This is a genomic window from Chitinimonas koreensis (assembly GCF_014353015.1).
Lineage (GTDB): Bacteria > Pseudomonadota > Gammaproteobacteria > Burkholderiales > Chitinimonadaceae > Chitinimonas > Chitinimonas koreensis.
The window spans coordinates 1,516,897-1,540,391 of record NZ_CP060704.1; the positions used below are offsets into that span (position 1 = coordinate 1,516,897).

The 23,495-nt window shown below is 70.4% G+C and carries 21 protein-coding genes and 1 pseudogene; 12 read left to right on the top strand and 10 right to left on the bottom strand.

Going from position 1 to position 23,495, the window contains the following annotated elements:
* Positions 1 to 39: 39 nt before the first annotated feature.
* From H9L41_RS06505 to H9L41_RS26485, 5 genes and pseudogenes are all read right to left on the bottom strand, one after another.
* Positions 40 to 2,268, bottom strand: coding sequence for a TIM-barrel domain-containing protein (locus tag H9L41_RS06505; protein ID WP_211236871.1), 2,229 nt, complete (start codon positions 2,266 to 2,268; stop codon positions 40 to 42).
* A gap of 297 nt (positions 2,269 to 2,565) precedes the next feature.
* A complete protein-coding gene (locus H9L41_RS06510) occupies positions 2,566 to 3,363 on the bottom strand; it encodes a siderophore-interacting protein (RefSeq protein WP_028446094.1) in 798 nt (265 codons plus the stop codon).
* A gap of 23 nt (positions 3,364 to 3,386) precedes the next feature.
* Positions 3,387 to 4,070 carry a PadR family transcriptional regulator gene (locus tag H9L41_RS06515; protein WP_028446093.1) on the bottom strand — a complete coding sequence of 228 codons (684 nt, stop codon included), beginning with the start codon at positions 4,068 to 4,070 and terminating at the stop codon, positions 3,387 to 3,389.
* Positions 4,071 to 4,607: 537 nt separating this feature from the next.
* A complete protein-coding gene (locus H9L41_RS26480) occupies positions 4,608 to 5,609 on the bottom strand; it encodes a DUF885 domain-containing protein (RefSeq protein ID WP_265584026.1) in 1,002 nt (333 codons plus the stop codon).
* Between the two features lie 65 nt (positions 5,610 to 5,674).
* Positions 5,675 to 6,415 (bottom strand): annotated as a pseudogene (locus H9L41_RS26485) (DUF885 family protein); the annotation flags it as partial.
* Between the two features lie 291 nt (positions 6,416 to 6,706).
* Here H9L41_RS26485 and H9L41_RS06530 point away from each other — a divergent pair.
* Together H9L41_RS06530 and H9L41_RS06535 are read left to right on the top strand one after the other, a co-directional pair.
* The gene (locus H9L41_RS06530; RefSeq protein WP_028446247.1) at positions 6,707 to 7,810 is read left to right on the top strand and encodes a PLP-dependent cysteine synthase family protein; all 1,104 of its coding nucleotides are present in this window, start codon (positions 6,707 to 6,709) and stop codon (positions 7,808 to 7,810) included.
* 113 nt (positions 7,811 to 7,923) lie between these two features.
* Positions 7,924 to 8,142 carry a hypothetical protein gene (locus tag H9L41_RS06535; RefSeq protein WP_028446248.1) on the top strand — a complete coding sequence of 73 codons (219 nt, stop codon included), beginning with the start codon at positions 7,924 to 7,926 and terminating at the stop codon, positions 8,140 to 8,142.
* A gap of 176 nt (positions 8,143 to 8,318) precedes the next feature.
* Here the strand turns inward: H9L41_RS06535 and H9L41_RS06540 are convergent, their stop codons facing one another.
* Complete coding sequence (locus tag H9L41_RS06540; protein ID WP_084300252.1) at positions 8,319 to 9,194, bottom strand: mechanosensitive ion channel family protein; 876 nt, start codon at positions 9,192 to 9,194, stop codon at positions 8,319 to 8,321.
* Positions 9,195 to 9,528: 334 nt separating this feature from the next.
* Positions 9,529 to 10,359 (bottom strand): NADPH-dependent 7-cyano-7-deazaguanine reductase QueF, encoded by an 831-nt coding sequence (gene queF / locus H9L41_RS06545; RefSeq protein WP_034606971.1) that lies wholly within the window; start codon positions 10,357 to 10,359, stop codon positions 9,529 to 9,531.
* Between the two features lie 158 nt (positions 10,360 to 10,517).
* Between queF and H9L41_RS06550 the strand changes: the two genes are divergently transcribed.
* The 7 genes from H9L41_RS06550 (at position 10,518) to H9L41_RS06580 (ending at position 16,794) form a co-directional block, all read left to right on the top strand.
* Complete coding sequence (locus tag H9L41_RS06550) at positions 10,518 to 11,612, top strand: hypothetical protein (protein ID WP_034606975.1); 1,095 nt, start codon at positions 10,518 to 10,520, stop codon at positions 11,610 to 11,612.
* A gap of 62 nt (positions 11,613 to 11,674) precedes the next feature.
* Entirely contained in the window at positions 11,675 to 12,178 is a 504-nt protein-coding gene (locus tag H9L41_RS06555; protein WP_157461977.1) for a hypothetical protein, read from the top strand.
* 67 nt (positions 12,179 to 12,245) lie between these two features.
* Positions 12,246 to 12,623, top strand: coding sequence for a cupin domain-containing protein (locus H9L41_RS06560; RefSeq protein ID WP_034606977.1), 378 nt, complete (start codon positions 12,246 to 12,248; stop codon positions 12,621 to 12,623).
* 28 nt (positions 12,624 to 12,651) lie between these two features.
* Positions 12,652 to 13,323 (top strand): isoprenoid biosynthesis glyoxalase ElbB, encoded by a 672-nt coding sequence (elbB, locus tag H9L41_RS06565; RefSeq protein WP_028446253.1) that lies wholly within the window; start codon positions 12,652 to 12,654, stop codon positions 13,321 to 13,323.
* Between the two features lie 247 nt (positions 13,324 to 13,570).
* Entirely contained in the window at positions 13,571 to 14,587 is a 1,017-nt protein-coding gene (gene aroF / locus H9L41_RS06570; RefSeq protein WP_028446254.1) for a 3-deoxy-7-phosphoheptulonate synthase, read from the top strand.
* Between the two features lie 336 nt (positions 14,588 to 14,923).
* Positions 14,924 to 15,793 carry a prephenate dehydrogenase gene (locus H9L41_RS06575; RefSeq protein WP_034606979.1) on the top strand — a complete coding sequence of 290 codons (870 nt, stop codon included), beginning with the start codon at positions 14,924 to 14,926 and terminating at the stop codon, positions 15,791 to 15,793.
* Between the two features lie 230 nt (positions 15,794 to 16,023).
* Positions 16,024 to 16,794 (top strand): substrate-binding periplasmic protein, encoded by a 771-nt coding sequence (locus tag H9L41_RS06580; protein ID WP_051319018.1) that lies wholly within the window; start codon positions 16,024 to 16,026, stop codon positions 16,792 to 16,794.
* A 170-nt stretch (positions 16,795 to 16,964) separates the two neighbouring features.
* On the opposite strand, the gene H9L41_RS25585 is transcribed toward H9L41_RS06580, so the two are convergent.
* Complete coding sequence (locus H9L41_RS25585) at positions 16,965 to 17,210, bottom strand: hypothetical protein (RefSeq protein WP_308419610.1); 246 nt, start codon at positions 17,208 to 17,210, stop codon at positions 16,965 to 16,967.
* A complete protein-coding gene (locus H9L41_RS06585; RefSeq protein WP_308419611.1) occupies positions 17,207 to 18,259 on the bottom strand; it encodes an NAD(P)/FAD-dependent oxidoreductase in 1,053 nt (350 codons plus the stop codon). The genes H9L41_RS25585 and H9L41_RS06585 overlap by 4 nt, the downstream gene beginning before the upstream one ends.
* A gap of 186 nt (positions 18,260 to 18,445) precedes the next feature.
* Here H9L41_RS06585 and H9L41_RS06590 point away from each other — a divergent pair, with 186 nt between their 5' ends.
* From H9L41_RS06590 to speB, 3 genes are all read left to right on the top strand, one after another.
* The gene (locus tag H9L41_RS06590; protein ID WP_028446258.1) at positions 18,446 to 18,922 is read left to right on the top strand and encodes a VOC family protein; all 477 of its coding nucleotides are present in this window, start codon (positions 18,446 to 18,448) and stop codon (positions 18,920 to 18,922) included.
* 779 nt (positions 18,923 to 19,701) lie between these two features.
* Positions 19,702 to 20,421 (top strand): extracellular solute-binding protein, encoded by a 720-nt coding sequence (locus H9L41_RS06595; RefSeq protein WP_187523732.1) that lies wholly within the window; start codon positions 19,702 to 19,704, stop codon positions 20,419 to 20,421.
* A gap of 458 nt (positions 20,422 to 20,879) precedes the next feature.
* A complete protein-coding gene (gene speB, locus H9L41_RS06600) occupies positions 20,880 to 21,866 on the top strand; it encodes an agmatinase (RefSeq protein ID WP_028446260.1) in 987 nt (328 codons plus the stop codon).
* A gap of 200 nt (positions 21,867 to 22,066) precedes the next feature.
* Here the strand turns inward: speB and H9L41_RS06605 are convergent, their stop codons facing one another.
* On the bottom strand, positions 22,067 to 23,272 hold the full coding sequence (locus H9L41_RS06605) for an MFS transporter (RefSeq protein WP_084300254.1): 1,206 nt from the start codon (positions 23,270 to 23,272) through the stop codon (positions 22,067 to 22,069).
* Between the last annotated feature and the right edge of the window lie 223 nt (positions 23,273 to 23,495).

Here is a 23,495-nt window from a genome sequence, read left to right on the forward strand (position 1 = left end):
GCCGCGCCTGCCGTGCGCGGCGCTCCTGGCGGCCGCCGGTCAGGCCGAAGGCGATGCGTCGCCGGCCGCCTGCTGCAGCGGCACGATGATGCCGTTGCGCTCGTCGCCGACGGCGCGGAACACGCCGCCGTCGGCAACCACCTCGACCACCACCTGCCGCACCGGCCGTGCGCGCCGGCCTTCGCTGGCGGCGATGCTCAGCTCCACCCGGTCGCCCTGGCGCACCGCGCGGTAGGTGGTCAACAGGTAGTCGCCGTCGCGGTAGCCGTAGCCCTCGCCGTCGTCCTCGTACAGCCGGCCTTCGGCATGGCCGGCCGCATCGAGGCAGACCAGCAGGGTCAGCGGGTCGAGCGATTCCTCGACCGTGCTCTGCACCACCCGGCCCAGCGGCACGATGGCGCCGCCGCGCAGCCGCAGGTCGGCCTGGTAGCGGTCGGCGCGGTCGCCGTCGATCAGCGAGACGCTGCGCCAGATGCCGCGCGGCAGCTCGGGTGCCTCGGCCCAGCGCGGCACCACCAGGAGATCGTCGCCGAGCAGGAATACCCGCGCCTCGCTGCGCAGCGCGGTATTGCCCAGGTCGGCGAAGAAGGCCGGCGCCATCACCGGCGAGCCGTCCTGCGCGGCACGCCGGAACAGCGTGTAAAGATAGGGCAGCAGCCGGTAGCGCCGTTCCAGCGCGATGCGCGCGGCGCTTTCCACCGCCGGGCCGAATGACCACGGTTCCTTGTCCTGCGAGCCTTCGATCGCGTGGCCGCGGCAGAACGGGAAGAACGCGCCCATGCCGATCCAGTGGCCCCACAGCGCGGGCTCCACCTCGTCGCCGGCGAAGCCGCCGAGGTCGGGGCCGTTGAACGGCTGGCCCGACAGCCCGAGGTTCAGGCTCATCGGGATCGACAGTTCCAGGTGTTCCCAAGTCGAGGCGTTGTCGCCGGTCCAGGTGGCGGCATAGCGCTGGCCGCCGAGGAAGTTGGCCCGGCTCAGCACGAAGGGCCGCTTGTCCGGCCGGGCCGCCATGATGCCTTCGCGGCTGGCCTGCACCATCAGCAGGCCGTAGACGTTGTGGTATTGCGCATGCGGCCCGGCCGGCAGTTCGCCGCCGCCGCGATGCCGGTTGTCGCGCGGCATGGTCTTGTCCGGGCCGTCGAACACCGCCGGCTCGTTCATGTCGTTCCACACGCCGTCGATGCCCTGCGCCATGTAGTCGCGGTACAGCCCGGCCCACCAGGCGCGCACCTCGGGCCGGGTGAAGTCGGGGAACACGCAGTCGCCTGGCCATACCTGGCCCTTGAACACCTCGCCGCCGGCGTCGCGCACCCAGGCGTCGATCTCGCTGCCGGCGTCGTAGACCGCGTAGCCCGGCTCGGCCTTCACGCCGGGGTCGATCATCCACACGCTCTTGAAGCCCCGCTCGTGCAGGTAGCCGTTGAGCGCCTTGGGATCGGGGAAGTCCTTGGGCGAGAAGGTGAAGACGCGGTAGCCGTCCATGTAGTGGATGTCGAGCCAGATCACGTCGCAGGGGAGGCGGCGGCGGCGGAATTCGTCGGCGATCTCGCGCACCTGGTCATCGGGGTAGTAGGACCAGCGGCATTGCTGGTAGCCGAGCGCCCAGCGCGGCGGCAGGGCCATGGTGCCGGTGAGCCGCGCCAGCGCGCGCAGCACGGCCTGCGGCGATTCGCGTTCGATCACGATGACGGGGAAGGCCGGGCCTTCGCTGGTGAATTCGATCGCGCCGCCGGCGAGCGCGAGCTCGGCCGGCCAGGTCGAATCGAGCAGCACGCCGAAGGCGCGGCCGTCGGCCTGCACGCCGAGCACCCACGGGTGCGACTGGTAGAGCCGGCGGCCGCCGTCATAGGCGTACTGGAAGTTGTCGGTGTTCCACAGCGCGATGCGCTGGCCGTTGCGCAGCAGCGGGCCGTCGACTTCGCCGCTGCCGTACAGGCTGCTGCCGGCCGGTACGGCCAGGCGCAGCCGGTGGCAGCTGGCGCTGCGCGAGAACGCGGGCCTGAGCGTCCAGTCCGCCGGCAGCGGGCCGCTGGGCCGCGGCCGTTCCAGCAGCGCCAGCGAGACCGGCTGCGTGTCGGCCGTCATGCCCTCGGGCAGGAACAGCGCGGTGCCGGCCTCGAGCAGGCCGGCGCTGCCGATCGGCAGCGTGGAGAACGGTTCGTCGGCATGGACGGCGATCTGCGCCGCCGGCAGGCCGCCACCGGTTTGCAGCAGATGGCGGCGGCTCGAATCGAGTTCCTCGGTGTGCAGCGCTTGCGTCGTCACGGCCTGTCCTGTTCATGCGGGGAGCGCAGTATGCCTAATTCTTACTGCCTGCTTTCGTGTAATTGACTCGGGGCTTACTACTAAAGATGCAAACGTTGACGCTGGCGATTCGACGCGCTGGGCGCTCGAGTTCCGCGCAAGGGGGGTGGACGTGAAAAGAGGCTTGCCGGTAAAGGCAAGCCTCCTGGCGGGCCGAGTGCGGAGACGCCGCTCGTGCGCCCGATCCGGCTGCCGGGATGCACCGACCCTATGCAGCGGGGGCGGGCAGGGGACCGCCGCCGCCGCTGTCTGCCGCGCTCAGTCTTCGAGCGTCTCGTGCACTGCGATCTCACCCTGCTTCCAGTAGCTGGCGGCGCGGATGCGCGACTTGTCGATGCCGCGCTCGCCAACCAGGTGGGCGCGCACCGCGCGGATGGCGGCGGTCTCGCCGGCGGCCCAGGCGTAGCCCTCGCCGGCCGGCAGCGCCAGCGCGCGCACCGCCTGCTCCAGCGTGGCGCCGGCGTCGCGGTGCACCCAGTGCACCTCGAGCGCCGCCGCGCTGGCCAGCGCCGGCCGGGCGTCGGCGCCGGGCACTTCGGCGACCACGATGGCGCGGCAGCCGGCCGGCAGTTCCTCGAGCCGGCGGGCGATGGCCGGCAGCGCGGTCTCGTCGCCGACCAGGAGGTGCCAGTCGAAGCCGGTCGGGATCACGAAGGAGCCGCGCGGGCCGCCGACGCCGATGAACTGGCCGGCCTTGGCCTGCGCCGCCCAACTGGCGGCCGGGCCGTCGCCGTGCAGGACGAACTCGATGTCGAGCTCGCCGGCGGCCGGGTCGTAATGGCGCGGCGTGTAGTCGCGCGCGGCCGGCCGGGCGGCGCCCTCGGGCCAGACCACGCCGTCCGGCCCGACCGTCGGCAGCGCCGGCCGGTCCTGCCCCGGCGCCGGGAAGAACACCTTGATGTGGTCGTCGAAGCTGGCCGAGACGAAGTCGGCCAGGTCGCCGGCCAGCGTCACGCGCAGCAGTTGCGGCGTCACCAGCCGGGTGCGGCGGACTTCGAGCAGGCGGAAGCGCAGCGCGTGGCGTACTCGCTGGACGGTCAGGTCGGGTGCAGTCATGGGTTTCCTCTCGTGGCTGGGGTTCAGTTCTTGTCGTCGATCTCGGCCGCCGCGCGCGCCAGGATGGCGGCGACGCGGCGCTGCTCGTCGGCCGGCGCCTCGCGGCGGCGCGTCAGCGCGCGCTTGAGCGCGCGATGCGCTTCGACCAGCTCGGGCAGCCAGCCGCCGGCCGGGTCCACGGCATCGGCCTGGCCGGACCAGGCGCGGCGGATCCAGTCGAGCTTGCGGGCGACGTGGTGCAGTTTGTCCAGCAGCAGCTCGAGGCGTTCACGGTGGGCGGCCAGGTGTGTGCGGCCGGCTTCGGCCAGGTGGTAGCACTTCTTGTTGCCGTCGGCCGCCACGGTGGCGTAGCCGAGCTCCTCCAGGTAGGTCAGCGCCGGGTAGACCATGCCCGGGCTCGGCGCGTAGAAGCCGCCCGAGCGCGTCTCCAGCGCCTTGATCAGCTCGTAGCCGTGGCTCGGCTTTTCCTCCAGCAGCGCCAGCAGCATCAGCTGCAGGTCGTCCGACGAGAACTTGCGGCCGCGCATCAGCGGCTCGTCGCCGCCGCCGAAGCCGCCCGGGCCGCCGTGGAACGGGCCGTCGTGATCGTGGCCATGACCGTGGCGGTGCCGGCCCATGGCATGGCGGTCGTGATAGCGATGATGGTGATGGGACAGGCGTTCGATCACCCGCCGGCCGAGCTTGGCCATCAGTCCGGATTGCCGCATGGTTCGCTCCTGTGTGTTTTAAAACGTATCGTAAGATAGTTTTAACGATACATTGCTGTCAATGGGCAGCGATCCGATCCTGGCTGGAGAAGGGGAAGGGGGAAGGGGGAAGGGGGAAGGGGAAGGGGGAAGGGAGAAGGGAGAAGGGAGAAGGGAGAAGGGAGAAGGAGAAGGGAGAAGGGAGAAGGGAGAAGGGAGAAGGGAGAAGGGAGAAGGGAGAAGGAGAAGGGAGAAGGGAGAAGGGAGAAGGGAGAAGGGAGAAGGGAGAAGGGAGAAGGGAGAAGGAGAAGGGAGAAGGGAGAAGGGAGAAGGGAGAAGGGAGAAGGGAGAAGGGAGAAGGGAGAAGGGAGAAGGGAGAAGGGAGAAGGGAGAAGGGAGAAGGGAGAAGGGAGAAGGGAGAAGGGAGAAGGGAGAAGGGAGAAGGGAGAAGGGAGAAGGGAGAAGGGAGAAGGGAGAAGGGAGCGCGGCGGGCGATACGGCGTGGCGGAAACGCAAGCGGCCGGCACCAGGGCCGGCCGCCGTCGGGCCGTGCTGCGGTCAGGCGCCGCCGGCCGCGATCCAGTCGTCGATGCGGCGTTCGAGCAGGTCCAGCGGCAGGCCGCCGCTGCTCAGTACCCGGTCGTGGAAGCGGCGCAGGTCGAACTGCGCGCCGAGCTGCCCGCGCGCGCGCTCGCGTAGTTCGAGCAGCTTGAGCATGCCGATCTTGTAGGCGCAGGCCTGGCCCGGATCGACCAGGTAGCGCTCGATCTCGATCACCGTGTCGCCGCGGGTCATGCCGGTGTTCTCTTCCATATAGGCCACCGCCTGTTCGCGGCTCCAGCGCCGCGCGTGCATGCCGGTGTCGACCACCAGCCGCACCGCGCGGAACAGCTCGTCGCGCAGCCGGCCGAGCTGGTCGTAGGGATCGGGCTCCAGCCCCATCTCCCAGGCCAGCCGCTCGGCATACAGCGCCCAGCCCTCGCCGTAGGCGGTGTACCAGTGGGTGCGGCGGAACAGCGGCAGGTCGCGCTGCTCCAGCGCCAGCGCGCTCTGCAGGTGATGGCCGGGCACGCCCTCGTGGTAGGCCAGCGTGCGCATGCTCCAGCGCGGACTGCCCTTGATGTCGTAGAGATTGGCGAAGAACACGCCGGGCCGGCTGCCGTCGGTGGCCGGCGATTCGTAGTAGGCGCCCGGCGCGGTCTTTTCGCTCATGGCCGGCACCGGCTTGACGTCGAGCGCGGCGGTGGGCAGCTGGTCGAAGGCCTGCGGCAGCGCCGCCTGCGCCTGGGCCAGGATGGCCTTGTAGTCGGCCACGATCTGGGCGCGGCCGGCCGCGTCGTCGCTGTAGAGGAAGCGCGGATCGTCGCCCAGCCGCTTCATCGCCCGGCCGACGTGCTCGGCGTCGGGTTCGCCGCGCTCGGCCAGGATCTTGCGCATCTCGGCCTGGATGCGGCCGACTTCGCGCAGGCCGAGGTCGTGCACCTGGTCGGGCGACAGCTGGGTGGTGGTGTGCTGCTTGAGCTTGTAGGCGTAGTAGGCGGCGCCGTCGGCAGCGCCCAGACGCCGTCGTCGCGCGGATGGGCCTGCGCCAGCGCCTCGGTCGCCGCCTGCAGCGCGCGGTAGGCCGGGTAGACCTGGCGCTCGACGGCGTCGCGCGCGGCGGCCGCCAGGCGGTTGCGCTCGGGCTCGGCCAGGCCGGCCTGTTGCAGCTTCTCCACGAACACCAGGTAGAGCGGATTGCGCTCGGCCGGCATCGCGGTGAAGTCGCGCATGCCCTCGGCCGACTTGGCCAGCGCGAAATGCGGCGCGACGATGCCGCGGCGCGCGCGCTCGGCCATCGCCTCGCGCAACTGGCCGAGCTTGGCCGGCACCGCGGCCAGGCGGGCCAGGTAATGCTCGGCGTCGGTGGCGTCCTTCAGCGGGTGGGTGTAGAGCAGCAGGTTGACCAGGCCGATCTGGGCGCCCTGCAACTGGTTGACCGGGTAGTCGTGGTAGCGGAAGCGCGCGCCGGCCAGCTCCTGCTCGAGCTGGAAGCGCAGCGTGTCGTAGGACAGCTGGTCGTCCTCGGCCAGCTTGGCGCGGTCATAGCCGAGCAGGGTGTCGAGATCGGCGCGCGCCTGCTTGAAGCCGGCTTCGGCATGGGCGTCGGAGACGTCGTCGAGCCGCGCGTTGTGGCCGCGCAGACCCCACGGTTCGAGCAGGCGCAGGCTGCTCAGCATCTCGGGCGAATCGAGCAGGTCGGTGTAGGCGACGCGGTCGAAGAAGACCCGGATCGACCAGGGCCGGAACCACAGGGTATTGGCGACCACCGCCGTGCTGGCCGCCAGGCAGATGCCGAGGCCGATGGCCCAGGTGCGTTTCCTCATCCCATTCCTCCTGCTTGTCTAGTCATTGGCTTGCGATTCTAGTGGGTTCTGTCGACATAAGGTTTGTAGGCCCCTTCCCGGCAATACCCGAAGGGCCGGACCGATTTTTGGAGCCATGCGTCGTGACGACTCGCTGACCTATCCCGATAGGCTGCGCTCGTCGCGCCTAACCTGGCTCCAAAACTCGGTCCGGCACGGCCCACAAACCTTATGTCAACAGAGCCAACCCCAATCGAACGCCGCGAATCGGCTGGGCTAAGATCCAGCATTCACGCAACAGGAACCGTCGCCATGTCGCAACGCGCCTGGGTGGCCGCCGCCATCCACAAGATCGAGGCCGATTTCAACCGCTCGGCCGATACCCACCTGATCCCGCTCGCGCTGCCGAACCATCCGGGCATCGACGTCTACTTCAAGGACGAGTCGAGCCATCCGACCGGCAGCCTCAAGCACCGGCTGGCGCGCTCGCTGTTCCTCTACGCGCTGGCCAACGGCTGGCTGCGCGAGAACCGGCCGGTGATCGAGGCTTCGAGCGGCTCCACCGCGGTGTCGGAGGCCTATTTCGCCAGCCTGCTGGGTCTGCCCTTCATCGCGGTGATGCCGGCCAGCACCTCGCCGGAGAAGATCGCCGCGATCGAATTCCACGGCGGCCGCTGCCACCTGATCGCCGACCCCGGCGCGATCAACGCCGAATCGGCGCGGCTGGCGCGCGAGACCGGCGGCCATTTCATGGACCAGTTCACCTACGCCGAGCGCGCCACCGACTGGCGCGCCAACAACAATATCGCCGAGTCGATCTTCAAGCAGATGGCCGACGAGCCGCACGCCATCCCGGCCTGGATCGTCTGCGGCCCGGGCACCGGCGGCACCAGCGCCACGCTGGGCCGCTACGTGCGCTACCGCCGCCACGACACCCGCATCCTGTGCGCCGATCCCGAGCATTCGGTGTTCTTCGACTACTACCGTGGCGCCTGCGCCGGCACGCCCGACACCACGCTGACGGCGGCCTGCGGCTCGCGCATCGAGGGCATCGGCCGGCCGCGCGTCGAGTCGAGCTTCATCCCGAGCTGCATCGAGGCGATGGTCAAGGTGCCCGATGCGCTGAGCCTGGCCGCCATGCGCTATGTGAGCACCCGGCTCGGCCGCCGCGTCGGCGGCTCGACCGGCACCAACTTCGCCGGCGTGCTGGCGCTGGCCGCGCGCATGCGCATGGCCGGGCAAAGCGGCAGCATCGTCACCATCCTGTGCGACAGCGGCGAACGCTACGCCCACAGCTATTACAACCCGGCCTGGTATGCCGAGCGCGGGATCGAGGTGGAGGCCGCCGACGCCGCGATCGCCCGCGCGGTGGCGGGCGAGGAGCCGGCCGGGCTGGCCGTGGCGGGGGAGTGGTGAACCAGTCGCGGCGCGGCGCATCCCACAGGTAGAGGCCGGTTCGCAGCGGCCGCGGCGGCAGTGCCGCCGCGGGCTGCGGGCCGGTCATCCGAAACCTGGACCGGGAGAAAACCATGAACGCAGCCCGCATTCTGGCCATCGTGCTGATCATCGCCGGCACGCTCGGCCTGGTCTACCGCGGCTTCAGCTACACCGAGGAAAACCAGGCCGCCAAGCTCGGCCCGCTGGAACTGACGGTGAAGGAGAAGAAGACCGTCGACATCCCGGTCTGGCTCAGCGCCGGCGGCATCGTGCTCGGCGTGGTGCTGCTGGTGGCCGGCCGCAAGCGCTGAGCTTGCGTGGGCGGGTCACCCGATTGGGCGAGGCCGGCAAGCCGGAAGGCATCGCGGCTACCCCCTGCCGTGGCGGGCAACACCTTGTAGGAGCGGCTTCAGCCGCGAATGGCGGTCGCGCCTGCTGCAGCCAAGCGCGGCTGAAGCCGCTCCTACGGGCCCTGCGGCCGAAGGGCTTACAGCCCGCCGTCCGGCGCCTTGTCCCCGCTCGGCTCGGCCGGCGCTGCCGGCGGCAGCGGCTGGTAGAGCACCACCTGGGCCGGCATCGGCGCCGGGAAGCCGGCCGCGCCCAGCGCCTCGCGGATCACCCGGTTGCCGTCGAAATACACCTGCCAGTAGTGGTCGTTGTGGCAGTAGGGCCGTACCGCCAGCACCGGGCCGGCCGCGGTGTAGTCGAGGATCGCCACCTCGGGCGCCGGGCTCTGCAGCACGTTGGGGATGGCCGCCAGTTCGCGCTGCAGGATCGCGATCGCGGCGGCGTGGTCGGCGTTGCCGGCCAGCTGGCACTTGAGGTCGACCCGGCGGTAGGCGTTGTGCGAGAAGTTCTGGATGTTGTCGCCGAAGATCTTGTTGTTGCCGACCGTGGTCAGCACGTTGTCCGGCGTATTGATCGCGGTGGCGAACAGGCCGACCTCCTTGACCGTGCCGGTGACGCCGCCGGCGCTGACGAAATCGCCGACCTTGAACGGCCGCAGCACCATCAGGAAGGCGCCGGCGGCGAAGTTGGCCAGCAGGCCCGACCAGGCCATGCCGATCGCCACGCCGGCCGCCGCGATCAGCGCCGCGAACGAGGTGGTCTGCATGCCGAAGTAGCCGAGGATGCCGATGATCAGCACCAGGTTCAGCGTGACGCTGACGATGTTGCCGAGGTAGCGCAGCACGGTCGGATCGACCTTCTGCCGCTCGAGCGAGCCCTGCACCAGCCGGATCGCCAGCGCGATCAGCCAGCGGCCCACCACCCAGAAGACGATGGCGGCCAGGATCTTGACGCCGAATTCGGTGACGTAGTGCTCCGCCAGCACGCGCCAGCGTTCCATATCGATATCGCGCATGGGTTCCCTCCCGTTGAAGGCCGCGACGGGCGCCGCGGCGCCCGCCATTCAGGCATGCCGGCGCCGGATGCGCAAGCCGCATCCGACCGGCCCGCTATGGCCGGCATAGGCCAGGCTGGCAGCCGATGGATAGGCGTGGTGGGCTCAGGTTTGGCGGTTCGGCTCACGATTGGTTGGTGAGCATAGGAACCACGATCCGTGCCATTGACGAGCGCTAGCGAGGCTTCCCGCGGCGGCGGGGACGGGAGGGGAGGGGCAGATCAGGGGCCGTGCCGTGGTGGAGCCGCACTGAAGCCAAGCGCACGGGTTCCCCGGGCGCCTGCTCCACCTTTTGCTATTGCCTTGCCCCACGCAAGTTAGCCGGCGCTGCCTGCGTGAAGCTGGTGCGGAACGGATTGATGTCGAGCCCGCCGCGGCGGGTATAGCGCGCATAGACCGACAGCGCCTCGGGCCGGCACTGGCGCGTGATGTCCATGAAGATGCGCTCGACGCACTGTTCGTGGAATTCGTTGTGGCGGCGGAACGAGACCAGGTATTGCAGCAGGCCGGCGCGCTCGATCGGCGCGCCGCGGTAGCGGATCTGCACGCTGCCCCAGTCGGGCTGGCCGGTCACCAGGCAGTTGGATTTGAGCAGGTTGGAGCACAGCGTCTCCTCGACCGGGCCTTCGCCCTCGCCCTCGACCGTGCGCAGCAGCGCCGGCTCGGGCTGGTAGGTGTCGATCTCGAGGTCGAGGTTGTCGATGCAATAGCCGTCGAGTTCGCCCAGCCGCTGGCGGCCGAACTCCTCGGGCAGCACCAGCCGCACGCCGACCGTGGCGCCGGCCGCCTTCGACAGGTCGGCCGCCAGCCGCGCGCGCAACGTATCGACGTCGTCGAGCCGGGTCTGGTTGTAGCTGTTGAGATAGAGCTTGAAGCTCTTCGACTCGATGATGTTGGGCGAATCGGCCGGCACGGTGAAGGTGGCCAGCGCGATCTGCGGCTTGCCGCGCCGGTTGAGCCAGGACAGCTCGTAGGCGTTCCAGATGTCGGCGCCGAAGAAGGGCAGGGCGGCCGGCACGCCGATCTCCTCGCGCTTGGCGAGGCGCGGGATCGGGAACAGCAGGCTCGGGTCGTAGTGCTCGACGTAGGCGCTCGTCTTGCCGAGCGGGGAGAGTTCGGGTTGCATCGCTGAAGGGATTGGAGGCGTGGCTGAAGCGCCGATTCTAGCCTGCCGGCCGCGGGCCGATCAGCCCCGTCCGGGTCTGCACAGCCGATACCGGCGTCACGCTACTGACCCGGGCGTTCAACTAGAATGCCGGCTTTCCGTTCCGGCCGAGCCCCGCCATGTCCCAAGCGCCCGCCATCCACGTCTCCCGCGGCTCGCCGCTGGCCTGGCGCGCCGGTCGCCGCGCGCTGGCGCGCATCCGCAGCCAGGGGCTCGACCCGGCCGAGATCGCGCTGGTCCCCGGCGCCGCCGGCGGCCCCAAGGCGCTGGCGCTGACCGGGCTCGACCAGGCGGTGTTCGGCGACTGGCTGCCACGCGCGCCGCGGCTGCGCCACCTGATCGGCAGCTCGATCGGCGGCTGGCGCTTCGTCTGCGCCATGCAGCCCGAGCCGGCCCGCGCGCTGGCCCGGCTGGCCGAGCGCTATACCGACGAGACCTATGCGCCCGGCGCCGGCGCGGCCGAGATCGCGCGCGCCTGCCGCGCCATGGTGGTCGACCTGTTCCAGGGCGAGCCGGCCGACCTGCTGGCCCATCCGCACTACGCACTGACGCTGACCGCGGTGCGCGCGCGCGGCATCCTGGCGGCCGAGGCGCGGCTGGCCCAGCTGGCCGGCGTGATCGCGGTGGCCGGCGCCAACCTGCTGTCGCGCCGGCTCTACGCCCAGGGCTGGCGCCGCACCTGGTTCAGCGATCCGCGCCACCCGGCGCCGCCGCTGGCCGACGACTTCCCGACCCATCTCGCGCCGCTGACCGCCGACAACCTGGTCGACGCGCTGCACGCCACCGCCGCCATCCCGCTGGTGGTCGAGGGCGTGCGCGACCCGCTCCATGCGCCGGCCGGCCGCTACCGCGACGGCGGCCTGCTCGACTACCACCTCGACCTGCCTTATCCGAAGCTCGACGGCCTGGTGCTCTACCCGCACTTCTACCCGCACCTGGTGCCGGGCTGGTTCGACAAGGGCCTGCCGTGGCGGCGCGCGAGTGCCGAGCGGCTGGACAACGTGGTGCTGGTGGCGCCGTCGCCCGACTGGGTCGCCCGGCTGCCCGGCGGCAAGATCCCGGACCGCAACGATTTCCGCCGCTACGACGACGCGACGCGGCAGAAGATCTGGCGCCAGGTGACGGCCGAGACCGCGCGGCTGGGTGAGGATTTCCTGCGCGCGGTCGACGGCGGCGGCGCGGCCGACCTGGTCCGGCCGTTCGGGACGCGCTGATGGACGGCCGCGATCCCCTGGCCGGCGGGAACCTTCCGGCCGCGGCGACGGCCTGCACAGGCATGAGCTGTCCGACCTGCTCCACCGCGCCGGCCGGCGCGCCGCAGCGGCTGCCGGACCTGCCCGACGTGCTCGGCGCGCTCGAGAGCGGCCGGCTGGCGCCGCACGCCTTCGACCACCGCGCCCACGTGTTCGCCGCCTGGGTGGCGATGCGCCGCGACGGCACGGTGGCCGGCGCGGCGCGCTTCCGCCATGCGCTGCAGGCCTACTGCGGCCACCTCGGCGCGGCCGACAAGTACCACGCCACGGTCACCGAGGCGCTGCTGCGGCTGATCGCCGCCGAGCTGGCGGCCGAGATGCCGGCCGCGCTGCGCTGGCAGCGCCAGTGGCGCGCCTTCGAGCGCCGCGCCGCTCACCTCTTGGCCGGCGGCCGGGCTGCGCTGGCGCCGTACTACAGCGAGGCGCGGCTGGCGCTGCCGGCGGCGCGGCGGCGCTTCCTGGCGCCCGACCGCCAGCCGCTGCCGCCGACCGTGCTCGGCCCGGCCGGGCCGGACGAGGCGGCCTAGGAATCGGGCCGGACTCGCGCCTAGAATCCAGGTTCGAACCCAACGAAACCCGCACCCAGAGCACACCATGTCGACCACCCCGACCATCGTCCACTTCAGCCAGCAGGCCACCGCCCCCGAATACGACCACCCGCGCGAGGAGCGCCGGCTGCAGGGCAATCCGCTGCGCACCACCTGGAACCACTTCACCAACGCCTCCGGCGAGGTCTACGCCGGCGTCTGGGGCTGCGAGCCCGGCAGCTGGCGCATCGCCTTCGGCCCCGACGAGGACGAGTTCTTCTTCGTCACCGAGGGCCGCTGCCGCGTGATCGACGAGGCCGGCCACGCGGTCGAGGCCGGGCCGGGCGAATCGCTGGTGATCCCGGCCGGCTTCAAGGGCGTGTTCGAGGTGCTCGAGCCGATGAAGAAGCATTACGTGATCGTCGAACGCAAGCCGGCCGCCTGAGCGGCCGGCCCGAACCTGGAGGAAGAACATGAGCAAAGTCGCCGTCGTGCTGTCCGGTTGCGGTTTCCTGGATGGCGCCGAGATCACCGAAGCGGTCTCCACGCTGGTCTGCCTGAGCCAGGCCGGCATCGCCTACCAGTGCTACGCGCCCGACCGCAACCAGATGCACGTGGTCGACCATGCGCGCGGCGCGCCGACCGACGAGCAGCGCAACGTGCTGGCCGAGGCGGCCCGCATCGCGCGCGGCGACATCCGGCCGCTGACGGTGCTCGACGAGGCGAGCTACGATGCCATCGTCTTCCCCGGCGGCTTCGGCGCCGCCAAGAACCTGACCACCTTCGCCCAGGACGGCCAGGCCGCGCGCATGCACGACGACGTCAAGGCCGCGGTGATGCCCTTCGTGACGGCGGCCAAGCCGGTGGTGACGCTGTGCGCGGCGCCGCTGATCCTGGCGCTGGCCGCACGCGAGATCGGCCTGCGCGGCGTGCGCATCACGCTCGGCGCCGGCGGCGAGCCGCTCGCCGAGGCGATCGCGGCCTGGGGTCAGACCCACGTGCCGACGCCAGTCGACGCCGCCTGCGTCGACGAGGAACGGCGCTTCGTCTCGGCGCCGGCCTATATGTACGGCGAGGCGAGCCCGGCCGAGGTGTTCGCATCGGTGAAAGCCGCAATTGCTGCACTCGGCGGTTTTTTGGGTTAATCTGGCCTCGGTTCAATTCTTCGACGCAAATCGCTGCAGATCGCCAACACCATGCGCCACTTCATCGTCTTTACCGGCTTTTATTACTTCCCGATCACCAGTTGACACGGGCTAGCCGGTTTCGCGCGAAGGAAACCAAGAGATTCAAGCAAGGCGGGCCCAGACGGGCCCGCCTTCTTTTTTGCCTCACCGATTCCGAAACCCCGCTCCACCGCATCCGACCCAACGCCGCCCAAGGAAAACCGCCATGATCATCGTGATGTCCTCCACCGCCACCGACGCCGACCTGCAAGGCGTCATCGACCGCATCCGCGCCGCCGGCCTGACCGAGCACGTCTCGCGCGGCACCGAGCGCACCATCGTCGGCGCCATCGGCGACGAGCGCGCGCTGTCCGAGCAGGCCTTCGAGCAACTGGCCGGCGTCGAGCGCGCCATGCACATCGTCAAGCCCTACAAGCTGGTCGCGCGCGAAGGCCACCCGGCCGGCACGGTGATCGACATCCGCGGCGTCAAGCTCGGCGGCAAGCAGATCCAGGTGATCGCCGGGCCGTGCTCGGTCGAGACGCCCGAGCAGATGCAGCTGGCCGCGGCCGGCGTGCATGCCGCCGGCTGCACCCTGATGCGCGGCGGCGCCTTCAAGCCGCGCACCAGTCCCTACGCCTTCCAGGGCCTGGGCGTGCAGGGCCTCGAGTACTTCCAGCAGGCCGCGCGCGAATACAAGCTGCCGATCGTGACCGAGCTGATGGACGTGCGCATGCTCGACACCTTCCTCGAGCACGACGTCGACGTGATCCAGATCGGCGCGCGCAACATGCAGAACTTCGACCTCTTGAAGGAAGTCGGCCGGGTCAACAAGCCGGTGATCCTCAAGCGCGGCCTGTCGGCCACCATCAGCGAGTGGCTGATGGCGGCCGAGTACATCGCCGCCGGCGGCAACCACAACATCATCCTGTGCGAGCGCGGCATCCGCACCTTCGAGACCGCCTACCGCAACGTGCTCGACGTGACCGCGATCCCGGTGCTGAAGAAGGAGACCCACCTGCCGGTGGTGGTCGACCCGAGCCACGCCGGCGGCAAGGCCTGGATGGTGCCGGCGCTGGCGCGCGCGGCGGTGGCGGCCGGCGCCGACGGCCTCTTGATCGAGATGCACCCGAATCCGTGCGAGGCATGGTGCGACGCCGACCAGGCGCTGACGCCGCAGGAACTGAACGAGCTGATGGGCTCGCTGCGGCTGATCGCGCAGGCGGTGGGGCGCGAGCTGTAGGCGTGTGAGGGGTGAAGGGTAAGGGGTGAGGGGGGAGGGGTTAACCCCATCCCCACCCCAACCCTCCCTTGAAGGGGAGGGAGCCGCATTGCGACACGTATCAAGGCCACGGGCGGCCCGAGCTGGCGCGCCCTGCTCCTCCCCTTCAAGGGGGAGGCCGGGTGGGGATGGGGTTAACACCTCACCCCTCACCCCTAACTCCTCACTCATAAGCATGCAACGGAACGGTCTTGGCCCGCCGCCTCGGCACGGTGGCAAGATGCGGGCTCGCCGCGCTGCCGACGGGCAGAAACGAAGGACCGGGCCGGAGCCGGCCACGACAGGAAGATCGAACGGATGAGTCAGGCAAGGATCGGCAAACTGGTGGTGATCGGCACGGGGCTGATCGGCGGCTCCTTCGCGCTCGATCTCAAGCACGCCGGCCTGGTCGGCGAGGTGGTCGGCGTCGGCCGCTCGCGCGGGAACCTCGAACGCGCGCTGCAGCTGCGCGTGATCGACCGCGCCGAGCAGGACGCCGCGCGCGCGGTCGAGGGCGCCGACCTGGTGCTGCTGGCCACCCCGGTCGGCCAGATGGACGCGGTGCTGGCCGCGATCGCGCCGGTGCTGCCGCGCGCGGCCATCGTCACCGACGCCGGCAGCACCAAGCGCGACGTCGCCGCGCTGTACCGGCGCCACCTGGCCGATACGCTCGACCGCTGCGTGCCGGCCCATCCGATCGCCGGCTCGGACCTGTCGGGCGCCGCCGCGGCGCGCTACGGCCTGTTCGACGGCCGCAAGGTGGTGCTGTGTCCGCTGGCCGAGACCGCCGCCGCCAGCCGCGACACGGTCGCCGCGCTATGGGCCGCCTGCGGCGCGCGGCTGGTCGAGCTGGCGCCGGAGCGGCACGACGCGGTGTTCGCCGCGGTCAGCCACCTGCCGCACCTGCTGGCCTTCGCCTATATGAACAGCGTGCTCGACCGCGCCGACGCCGACACCTGCCTCGCGCTGGCCGCCAGCGGCTTCCGCGACTTCACCCGCATCGCCGGCAGCCATCCCGAGATGTGGCGCGACATCGCATTGGCCAACCGCGATGGACTGCTGGCCGACCTGCGGGCCTTCCGCACCGAGCTCGACGCGCTGATCGGCAAGCTCGACGCCTGCGACGGCGATGCGCTGGCCGAGCGCTTCGCCCGCGCCAGCGCGGTGCGCGCTGGCTGGGGCAAGTAGCGCCGCGGCGTTGCCGGCGCGCGGCCGTCCCGCGACGCCCGCCGGGGTCCAGCCGGCGCACCGTGTCTTTCTTGCCAACGACGGCCGGGCCGTGCGTCGGCCACTACGTATCCCTCCGATGGACCGCATAGATTGAATGCAGCGCATCCCGCCGGGGTGGGGTGCGCAGGGGCCCGCGCCGCCGAGACGGCCGGGCGCGGCGGAATGCAGTCTGTGCGAAGGAGTGCGACATGAAGTCGGTATCGAATACGGTAGGCGTGGCGGGACTGGCACTGGCCTTGCTGGCGGCGCCGGCGCTGGCGGCCAAGCAGGCTGTGGTGCTGGTCGGCGACGACGACTATCCGCCCTACAGCTACAAGGACGCCGGCGGTACGCCGAAGGGCATCTACGCCGATCTGCTGCGCAAGGTCGGCGCGGCCATGCCCAACTTCACCATCGAACTCAGGACGGCGCCGTGGAAGCGCGCGCTCGTCCAGGTCGAGCAGGGCGAGCTGATCGGCATGTACCCGCCCTACAAGAAGCCCGAGGCGCGGCCGTGGATGGGCTATTCGACGCCGCTCCTGAACGAGACGGTGGTGCTGGTCTGCACCGCCAAGATCGCCCAGTCGCACAAGGACAAGCCGTGGCCGACCGGCTATGCCGGGCTTCGCTTCGGCAACAACGCCGGCTTCCAGACGCCCGGCAAGCCGTTCTTCGACATGGCGGCGGCCGGCAAGCTGGCGCTGGAAGAGGCCAAGACCACCGAGCAGAACCTGCGCAAGCTGGCCGAGGGCCGCATCGATTGCTATCCGAACGACCGGCGGGCGATCGATTCCGAGGTGAAGCGGCTGCAGCTCGATCTGAACGGCGCGGCCGAGACGGCGGTGATCGGCAAGGAGTCGGGCTACGTCGGCTACACCAGCAAGGCCGGCGCCTTCGCCTACCAGGCCGCCTTCATGAAGGAATTCGACGAGACGGTGCTGAAGCTGCGCGCGGCGGGGCAGTTGCCGCCGCTCGATTGAGGCGGCGGCCGGCGATACGGTGACGGGAGCCGGTAGGGGGGCAAGCATTGCCGGCGCGGTCGCGGGACGACGGCGCGGCACCCCGTAGGAGCGGCTTCAGCCGCGAATCGGCGAGGTTCCTCTGCGGCGTGTTCGCGGCTGAAGCCGCTCCTACGCGGGCCTACCGACCGCTATAGGTAGTCGCGCAAGCGATACCACGCCATCCCGAGCACCAGGCTGGGCGTGCGCAGCAATTTGCCGCCGGGGAAAGGCAGGTGGCGGATGCGGCTGAACAGGTCGAGCCGCTCGGCGCTGCCGGCGATGGCCTCGGCGATCAGCCGGCCGGCCAGGCCGGTCACCGCCACGCCGTGGCCGGAGAAGCCCTGGCAGAAGTAGACGTTGCCGTCGAGCCGGCCCCAGTGCGGCGCGCGGCTCATGGTGATGTCGACGAAGCCGCCCAGCCGTGTTCGATCTTCACGTCGGCCAGCTGCGGGAACACCCGCAGCATGTCGCGCCGCATCGCGCCCTTGAGATCGGGCGGCGGCAGGCCGGAGTAGCTGACCTTGCCGCCGAACAAGAGGCGGTGGTCGGCGGTCAGGCGGTAGTAGTCGAGCACGAACTGGGTATCGGCCACCGCGAAATTCGGGTCGATCAGCGACCGCGCGCGCTCGGCGCCGAGCGGCTCGGTGGTGATCACGTAGGTGCCGACCGGCATGATGCGGCTCTCCAGCGCCGGCGCCAGCTCGCCGACGAAGACGTTGGCGGCCAGCACCAGGTGGCGGCAGCTCACCACGCCGCGCTCGGTGTGCGCGCGCGGGCTGGCGCCCTGCTCGACGCGCGTCACCGGCGTGTTCTCGAAGATGCGCGCGCCGGCCGCCTCGGCCGCGCGGGCCAGGCCCAGCGCGTACTTGAGCGGATGGATGTGGCCGCCCTGGGCGTCGTACAGGCCGCCGGCGTAGCGCGGGCTGTCGAGGTGGCCGCGCAGCTCGGCCTTGTCCCACAGCGTGTAGTGGCGGTAGCCGAAGCGGCGCTCGGCCTCGTCCTTCCAGGCCACCAGCTCGTGGTACTTGGCCGGCTTCACCGCCGCCAGCAGGTGGCCGCGTTCCCAGTCGCAGTCGATCGCGTGGCGCTTCACCCGCTCCTCGATGATGTCGATCGCTTCGAGCGACATGTCCCACATGGTCTTGGCCGTGGCCTCGCCGACCGCCGAGGCGATGGTGTCCATGTCGCAGGCGTAGCCGTTGATCACCTGGCCGCCGTTGCGGCCCGAGGCGGCGTGGCCGAGCTTCGAGCCTTCCAGCAGCACCACCGAATAGCCGCGCTCGGCCAGGTTCAGCGCCGCCGAGATGCCGGCCAGGCCGCCGCCGACCACGCAGACGTCGCAATCGAGGCTGCCGTCGAGCGTCGGGTAGTCGGGAATCGGGCCGGCGCTGGCGACGTAGTAGGAATCGATGTGCGCTTGTTTGACGTGGCTGAACAGGGCCATGGCGGGGCGTCTCCGGTGAGGTCGCTGCACGCTAGCACTGTCCAATATTCTTGACAAGCCGTTGCATGAATCGAACGGCCAAGGTGTGGCGGCGGCGTTGGCGGCACTTCGCTCCGGGGGCGATCTTCGGGCCGGCAGCCGCGCGGCCGCGGTCTAGACTGAAGCTTCCACCCAGGAGGACACCCCATGAGCGAACCCGTGAAACCGATTCCCGACGGCTACCACACCGTCACGCCCTACATCACCGTGCACGACGGCCAGGCCGCGCTGGACTTCTACCAGCGCGCCTTCGGCGCCACCGTGCTGCTGGCCATGCCCGACAAGGACGGCAAGATCGCCCACGCCGAGCTGCGCATCGGCGACTCGTTGATCATGCTGTCCGACGAATTCCCGGTCTGGAAGGCGGTCAGCCCCAAGACGCTCGGTGGCCGCTCGAGCAGCCTGATGCTCTACGTGCCCGACGTCGACGCCACGGTGGCGCAGGCGGTCGAGGCCGGCGCGACGCTGATCCGGCCGGTGGCCGACCAGTTCTACGGCGACCGCTCGGGCGCGGTCGACGATCCGTTCGGCCACAACTGGCATATCTCGACCCATGTCGAGGACGTGCCGGAGGACGAGATGCAGCGGCGCATGCAGGAGTGGGAGGCGAGCCAGGGCGGCTGAGGGGCGTGGCCCGGCCGATCTCTGCAGCTTGGAATTCATTCCGACGGCGATCTGAATGAGCGGCGCTGTCGGAATGAATTCCGACCTACAAACCCCTGCACGACCATGCGACCCGTGCGACCCCGCGGCAGACCGGCGGCCATTCCCGCCCGTCGCCGGCTTCTGCTAGGCTTCGCCCATTCCGCCGCCCCATCGGCGGACAAGGCTGGATGGGGCACCGCCGGTGCCGTACGTCGCCTTCCCTTGATCGCGCAAGAGGAGAGGCACCATGACCCCCGCTATCTGCAACTGCTGGCCTGCTTCCTGCCCGACTGATTTCCCTCCTCGCCACCGTCCGTCGCCCGCTCGTCCTGCGGGCCGCCTGCCGTTGTCCGCGCCGTTCCGGCGTCCACGAGGAGTCTTGCCATGTCCCTGCTTCGCCCCCTGCTGCGCGCCGCCTGCGCCGCGCTTTCCCTGGCCGTTTGCGCGGCCGAGCCCAAGGTGCTCAATCTCTACAACTGGGCCGACTATTTCGCCCCGCAGACGCTGGCGCGCTTCACCCGCGAGACCGGCATCGCGGTGCGCTACGACAAGTTCGACAGCAACGAGGTGCTGCAGGCCAAGCTGCTGGCCGGCAAGAGCGGCTACGACCTGGTGTTCCCGGCGGTCGATTTCGTCGCCAAGCAGATCGCCGCCGGCGTGTTCCAGCCGATCGACCGTGCCCGGCTGCCCGGCTACCGCAACCTCGATCCGCTCTTCCTGGGCAAGGCCGCCTTGGCCGACCCGGCAACCGTTACGCCGTGCCCTATCTGTGGGGCACCTCGGGCGTGGCGATCCGGCGCGAGGCGGTACGCAAGGCTCTCGGCGGCGAAGCGCTGCCGGCCGATCCGCTGGCGCTGCTGTTCGAGCCGCGCTACGCCTCGCGGCTGGCGCGCTGCGGCATCGGCTGGTTCGATGCCGCCAGCAACGTGGCCGAGCTGGCGCTGGTCTACGGCGGCGCCGATCTCAACCGCTTCGCGTTGCCCGATCTCGAAGCCGGCTTCGCCCGCCTCAAGCCGGTGCGGCCGACGGTGCGGCAGTTCCTGTCGGTGCCGACCGACGCGCTGGCGGCCGGCGAGCTGTGCGCGGCGATGGCCTACTCGGGCGACGCCTACCGCGCGATGGACCGCTTGAAGGAGAGCGGTGGCCGCGATGCGATCGACTACCTGCTGCCGACCGGCGCGGTGCCGATGTGGATGGATACCATGGCGATCCCCAAGGACGCGCCGCACCCGGACAACGCCCATCGCTTCATCGATTTCGTGCTGCGGCCCGACGTGGTCGCCGAGATCACCAATGCGCTGTCGTTCGCCAACCCCAACCAGGCTGCCACGCCGCTGGTCGACGCGGCGATCCGGCAGGACGCCCGCCGCTACCCGGACGAGGCGACCCGGCGCCGGCTGGTGCTGGCCGGCCCGACGCCGAAGCAATACCAGCTGCGCCGGACCGCGCTGTTCGGGCGTTTCAAGGAATCGCGCTAGGTTGGACCGTAATAGCGCCCGGTAGGAGCGGCTTCAGCCGCGAATGGCGTCGCATCCACGCATGCGATTCGCGGCTGAAGCCGCTCCTACGCCCGTTGATCGACCGTCGACGCATGATCGCTTCACTGACGAGCGCAGCGAGGCTTCCCCTGGCCCGCCCCACAAAGTCTGCGACTTTGCGGGGGACCGCCATCGGGGCCCCGGAGGCGGCGGGGACGGGAGAGGTAGGGTTGAAACGGGGCGTGCCCTTGCCTCGGGCCGAACGAGCGGTTGGCCCCGGGTTCACCGGGGGCCCGCACACAACTTGCCCACACATGAACGTTTGCTAGTGTCCGCCAGGCACTCGCCCTAGAATCCGCCGCGCGGGGGCTCGCCCGCGGCAGCCTCCACGCGTCGGCTGTTGAAAGATGGACGGGAGCCGCCGGCAGAGGTGCCGGCGCAATCGGAGCGATTCCGACATGACCAAACCCAGCTACATGCCTATCTACGGCGACGGTGCCATCCGTCGCGACAGCCTCTACGGGACTTCCGTCGAGAACACCTATGCCGGCGTGCTCAGCTTCATGCGCCGCAAATACACGCGCGACCTGACCGGCGCCGACGTGGTGGTCAGCGGCGTACCGCTCGACCTGGCCGTCACCTTCCGTCCCGGCGCCCGGCTCGGCCCGGCCGCGGTACGCGCCGCCAGCGTCCAGCTGGCCGAACTCAAGCCCTTCCCCTGGGGCTTCGACCCGTTCGACGACCTGGCGGTGATCGACTACGGCGACTGCTGGTTCGACGCCCACAACCCGCTGACCATCACGCCGACCATCGTCGAGCATGCCCGCACCATCCTGCAGAGCGGCGCCAAGATGCTGACCTTCGGCGGCGACCATTACGTCACCTACCCGCTGCTCAAGGCCCATGCCGAGAAGTTCGGCGCGCCGCTGAGCCTGATCCACTTCGACGCCCACTGCGACACCTGGCCCGACGACAGCCCGGACAGCCTCAACCACGGCACCATGTTCTACAAGGCGATCAAGGACGGCCTGATCGACCCGGCGCGCTCGGTGCAGGTCGGCATCCGTACCTGGAACGACGACTTCATGGGCATGAACGTGCTCGACGCGCCCTGGGTGCACGCCAACGGCGCGCAGGCCACCCTGGACCGCATCCTCGAGATCGTCGGCGACCATCCGACCTACCTGACCTTCGACATCGACTGCCTCGACCCGGCCTTCGCGCCCGGTACCGGCACGCCGGTGCCGGCCGGCCTGTCGAGCGCCCAGGCGCTGCACATCATCCGCGGCATGGGGCCGGTGAACCTGGTCGGCATGGACGTGGTCGAGGTGTCGCCGCCGTTCGACCAGAGCGAGATCACCGCGCTGGCCGCGGCGCATATCGCGGCCGACCTGCTGTGCGTGCTGCGCAACCAGAAGCTGGCCAAGGCAGCGGCGGCGGGCTGACCGTTCCGATCCGCGCAATGCGAAAAGGCGGCCTCGGCCGCCTTTTTGTTGTCTTGCCGTGACGCGGTCACGGCAGCCAGACCGCCTTACCGCCGAGGACGCCGAGGAGGGCCTTTCGCGATGTGCGCAGCTGCCGTCGCCTTCGCTTTTATTCCGTGTCCTCGGCGTCCTCTGCGGTGAATGATTTTCGACGGCTGGGCTCAGTCGATCGTCCGCGCCGTCTTCGAACCCAGCGCGATCGCCGTGCACAGCAGCGCCAGCAGCACGCCGCAGCAGGCCGCCACGGTGCCGAGCGAGGCGCCGGCGCTCAAGAGCAGCGAGGTCAGCGCATAGGCCACCGGCGTCAGGCCCATCGAGGCCATGCTGTTGAGGCTCATCACCCGGCCGATGCGCTCGGCCGGCGTGTGCTGCTGCAGCAGCGCCAGCATCGGCACGTTGTTGCAGGCGATGCACAGGCCGATGGCGTACTGCACGGCGGTGGCCGCGACCGCGCCGAGCTGCGGCAGCGCGGCCAGCAGGAGGCCCTCGATCGCGATCAGCCAGCAGATCAGCCGCAGCCTCCGATGCCGCGGCGGCCAGATGGCCAGCAGCACGCCGCCGGACAGCATGCCGGCGGCGAAGGCGCTCTGCAGCTGGGCCAGCAGGCCGGCGCTGGCGCCGGGCAGGGTGGCGGCGATCAGCGGCGGCGCGAAGCTGTTGGGGCCGGCGAACAGGAGGTTGGCCAGCGCGTAGATGATCAGCAAGAGGCGCAGCGCCGGCGTATCGCGCACGCAGGCGAAGCCTTCCTTCAGCTCGGCCCAGATCGCCCGCCGCGCCCGCGCGCTGCGCGGCGGCTCGGCTACCGCGAGGCAGGCCAGCGCACCGGCCGCCATCGTCGCGGCGGTGAGGCCGAACACGCCGGCGAAGGGCAGCGCCGCCAGCAGGATGCCGCCGAGCACCGGGCCGGCCACCATGCCGAGCTGGTTGGTGGCCAGCAGCCAGGCATTGGCGCGGCCGAGCAGGCTGCCCTGCAGCAGCGCCGGCAGGATGGCGTCGCGCGCCGGCCAGAACAGCGCGTCGAGCATGCCGAAGCCGGCCGCCAGCGCGATCAGCAGCGGCAGGGTGAGCACGCCGAGGTGGGCCGCGGTGCCCATGGCGGCCAGCAGCAGCGCGCGGGTGAGGAAGGAAGCGGCCATGATGCGGCTGCGCGGCAGCCGGTCGGCCAGCACGCCGCCGAGCGCCATCAGGGCGATGCGCGGCAGCGTGCCGGCCAGCATCACGTAGCCGAGCTCGGCGCGCAGGTGCAGCACGTTCACCGCGTACCAGGTCTCGCTCAGCATGGCGATGGCGAGGCCGAAGCTCGAGGCGACGCTGCCGAGCCAGAGCAGCATGAAGGGACGATTGCGGTGGAGCGGGAGGTCGGACATGGGCCGGCATGTTAAATGCGCAGCCGGGGGAAAAGACGATTTGATACCGGTCTGGTGGGGAGGCGGGAAGGGGAGAAGAGAGAAGGGTGAAGGGTGAAGGGTAACCCCATCCCCACCCCAACCCTCCCCTTGAAGGGAGGGAGCTGGATGGCGACACGTTACATGCCTACTGTCGCTCGAGATCTGCGCGTCCCGCTCCTCCCCCTTCAAGGGGGAGGCCGGG

Bases quoted from the DNA above. Each gene is read 5' to 3' on its own strand.
- H9L41_RS06605 (WP_084300254.1), bottom strand. From the start codon at position 23,272: ATGTCCGACCTCCCGCTCCACCGCAATCGTCCCTTCATGCTGCTCTGG.
- H9L41_RS06510 (WP_028446094.1), bottom strand. From the start codon at position 3,363: ATGACTGCACCCGACCTGACCGTCCAGCGAGTACGCCACGCGCTGCGC.
- H9L41_RS06575 (WP_034606979.1), top strand. From the start codon at position 14,924: ATGAGTCAGGCAAGGATCGGCAAACTGGTGGTGATCGGCACGGGGCTG.
- H9L41_RS06555 (WP_157461977.1), top strand. From the start codon at position 11,675: ATGAGCTGTCCGACCTGCTCCACCGCGCCGGCCGGCGCGCCGCAGCGG.
- elbB (WP_028446253.1), top strand. From the start codon at position 12,652: ATGAGCAAAGTCGCCGTCGTGCTGTCCGGTTGCGGTTTCCTGGATGGC.
- aroF (WP_028446254.1), top strand. From the start codon at position 13,571: ATGATCATCGTGATGTCCTCCACCGCCACCGACGCCGACCTGCAAGGC.
- H9L41_RS06530 (WP_028446247.1), top strand. From the start codon at position 6,707: ATGTCGCAACGCGCCTGGGTGGCCGCCGCCATCCACAAGATCGAGGCC.
- H9L41_RS06535 (WP_028446248.1), top strand. From the start codon at position 7,924: ATGAACGCAGCCCGCATTCTGGCCATCGTGCTGATCATCGCCGGCACG.
- speB (WP_028446260.1), top strand. From the start codon at position 20,880: ATGACCAAACCCAGCTACATGCCTATCTACGGCGACGGTGCCATCCGT.
- queF (WP_034606971.1), bottom strand. From the start codon at position 10,359: ATGCAACCCGAACTCTCCCCGCTCGGCAAGACGAGCGCCTACGTCGAG.
- H9L41_RS06550 (WP_034606975.1), top strand. From the start codon at position 10,518: ATGTCCCAAGCGCCCGCCATCCACGTCTCCCGCGGCTCGCCGCTGGCC.
- H9L41_RS06560 (WP_034606977.1), top strand. From the start codon at position 12,246: ATGTCGACCACCCCGACCATCGTCCACTTCAGCCAGCAGGCCACCGCC.
- H9L41_RS25585 (WP_308419610.1), bottom strand. From the start codon at position 17,210: ATGAGCCGCGCGCCGCACTGGGGCCGGCTCGACGGCAACGTCTACTTC.
- H9L41_RS06515 (WP_028446093.1), bottom strand. From the start codon at position 4,070: ATGCGGCAATCCGGACTGATGGCCAAGCTCGGCCGGCGGGTGATCGAA.
- H9L41_RS06590 (WP_028446258.1), top strand. From the start codon at position 18,446: ATGAGCGAACCCGTGAAACCGATTCCCGACGGCTACCACACCGTCACG.
- H9L41_RS06585 (WP_308419611.1), bottom strand. From the start codon at position 18,259: ATGGCCCTGTTCAGCCACGTCAAACAAGCGCACATCGATTCCTACTAC.
- H9L41_RS06540 (WP_084300252.1), bottom strand. From the start codon at position 9,194: ATGCGCGATATCGATATGGAACGCTGGCGCGTGCTGGCGGAGCACTAC.
- H9L41_RS06580 (WP_051319018.1), top strand. From the start codon at position 16,024: ATGAAGTCGGTATCGAATACGGTAGGCGTGGCGGGACTGGCACTGGCC.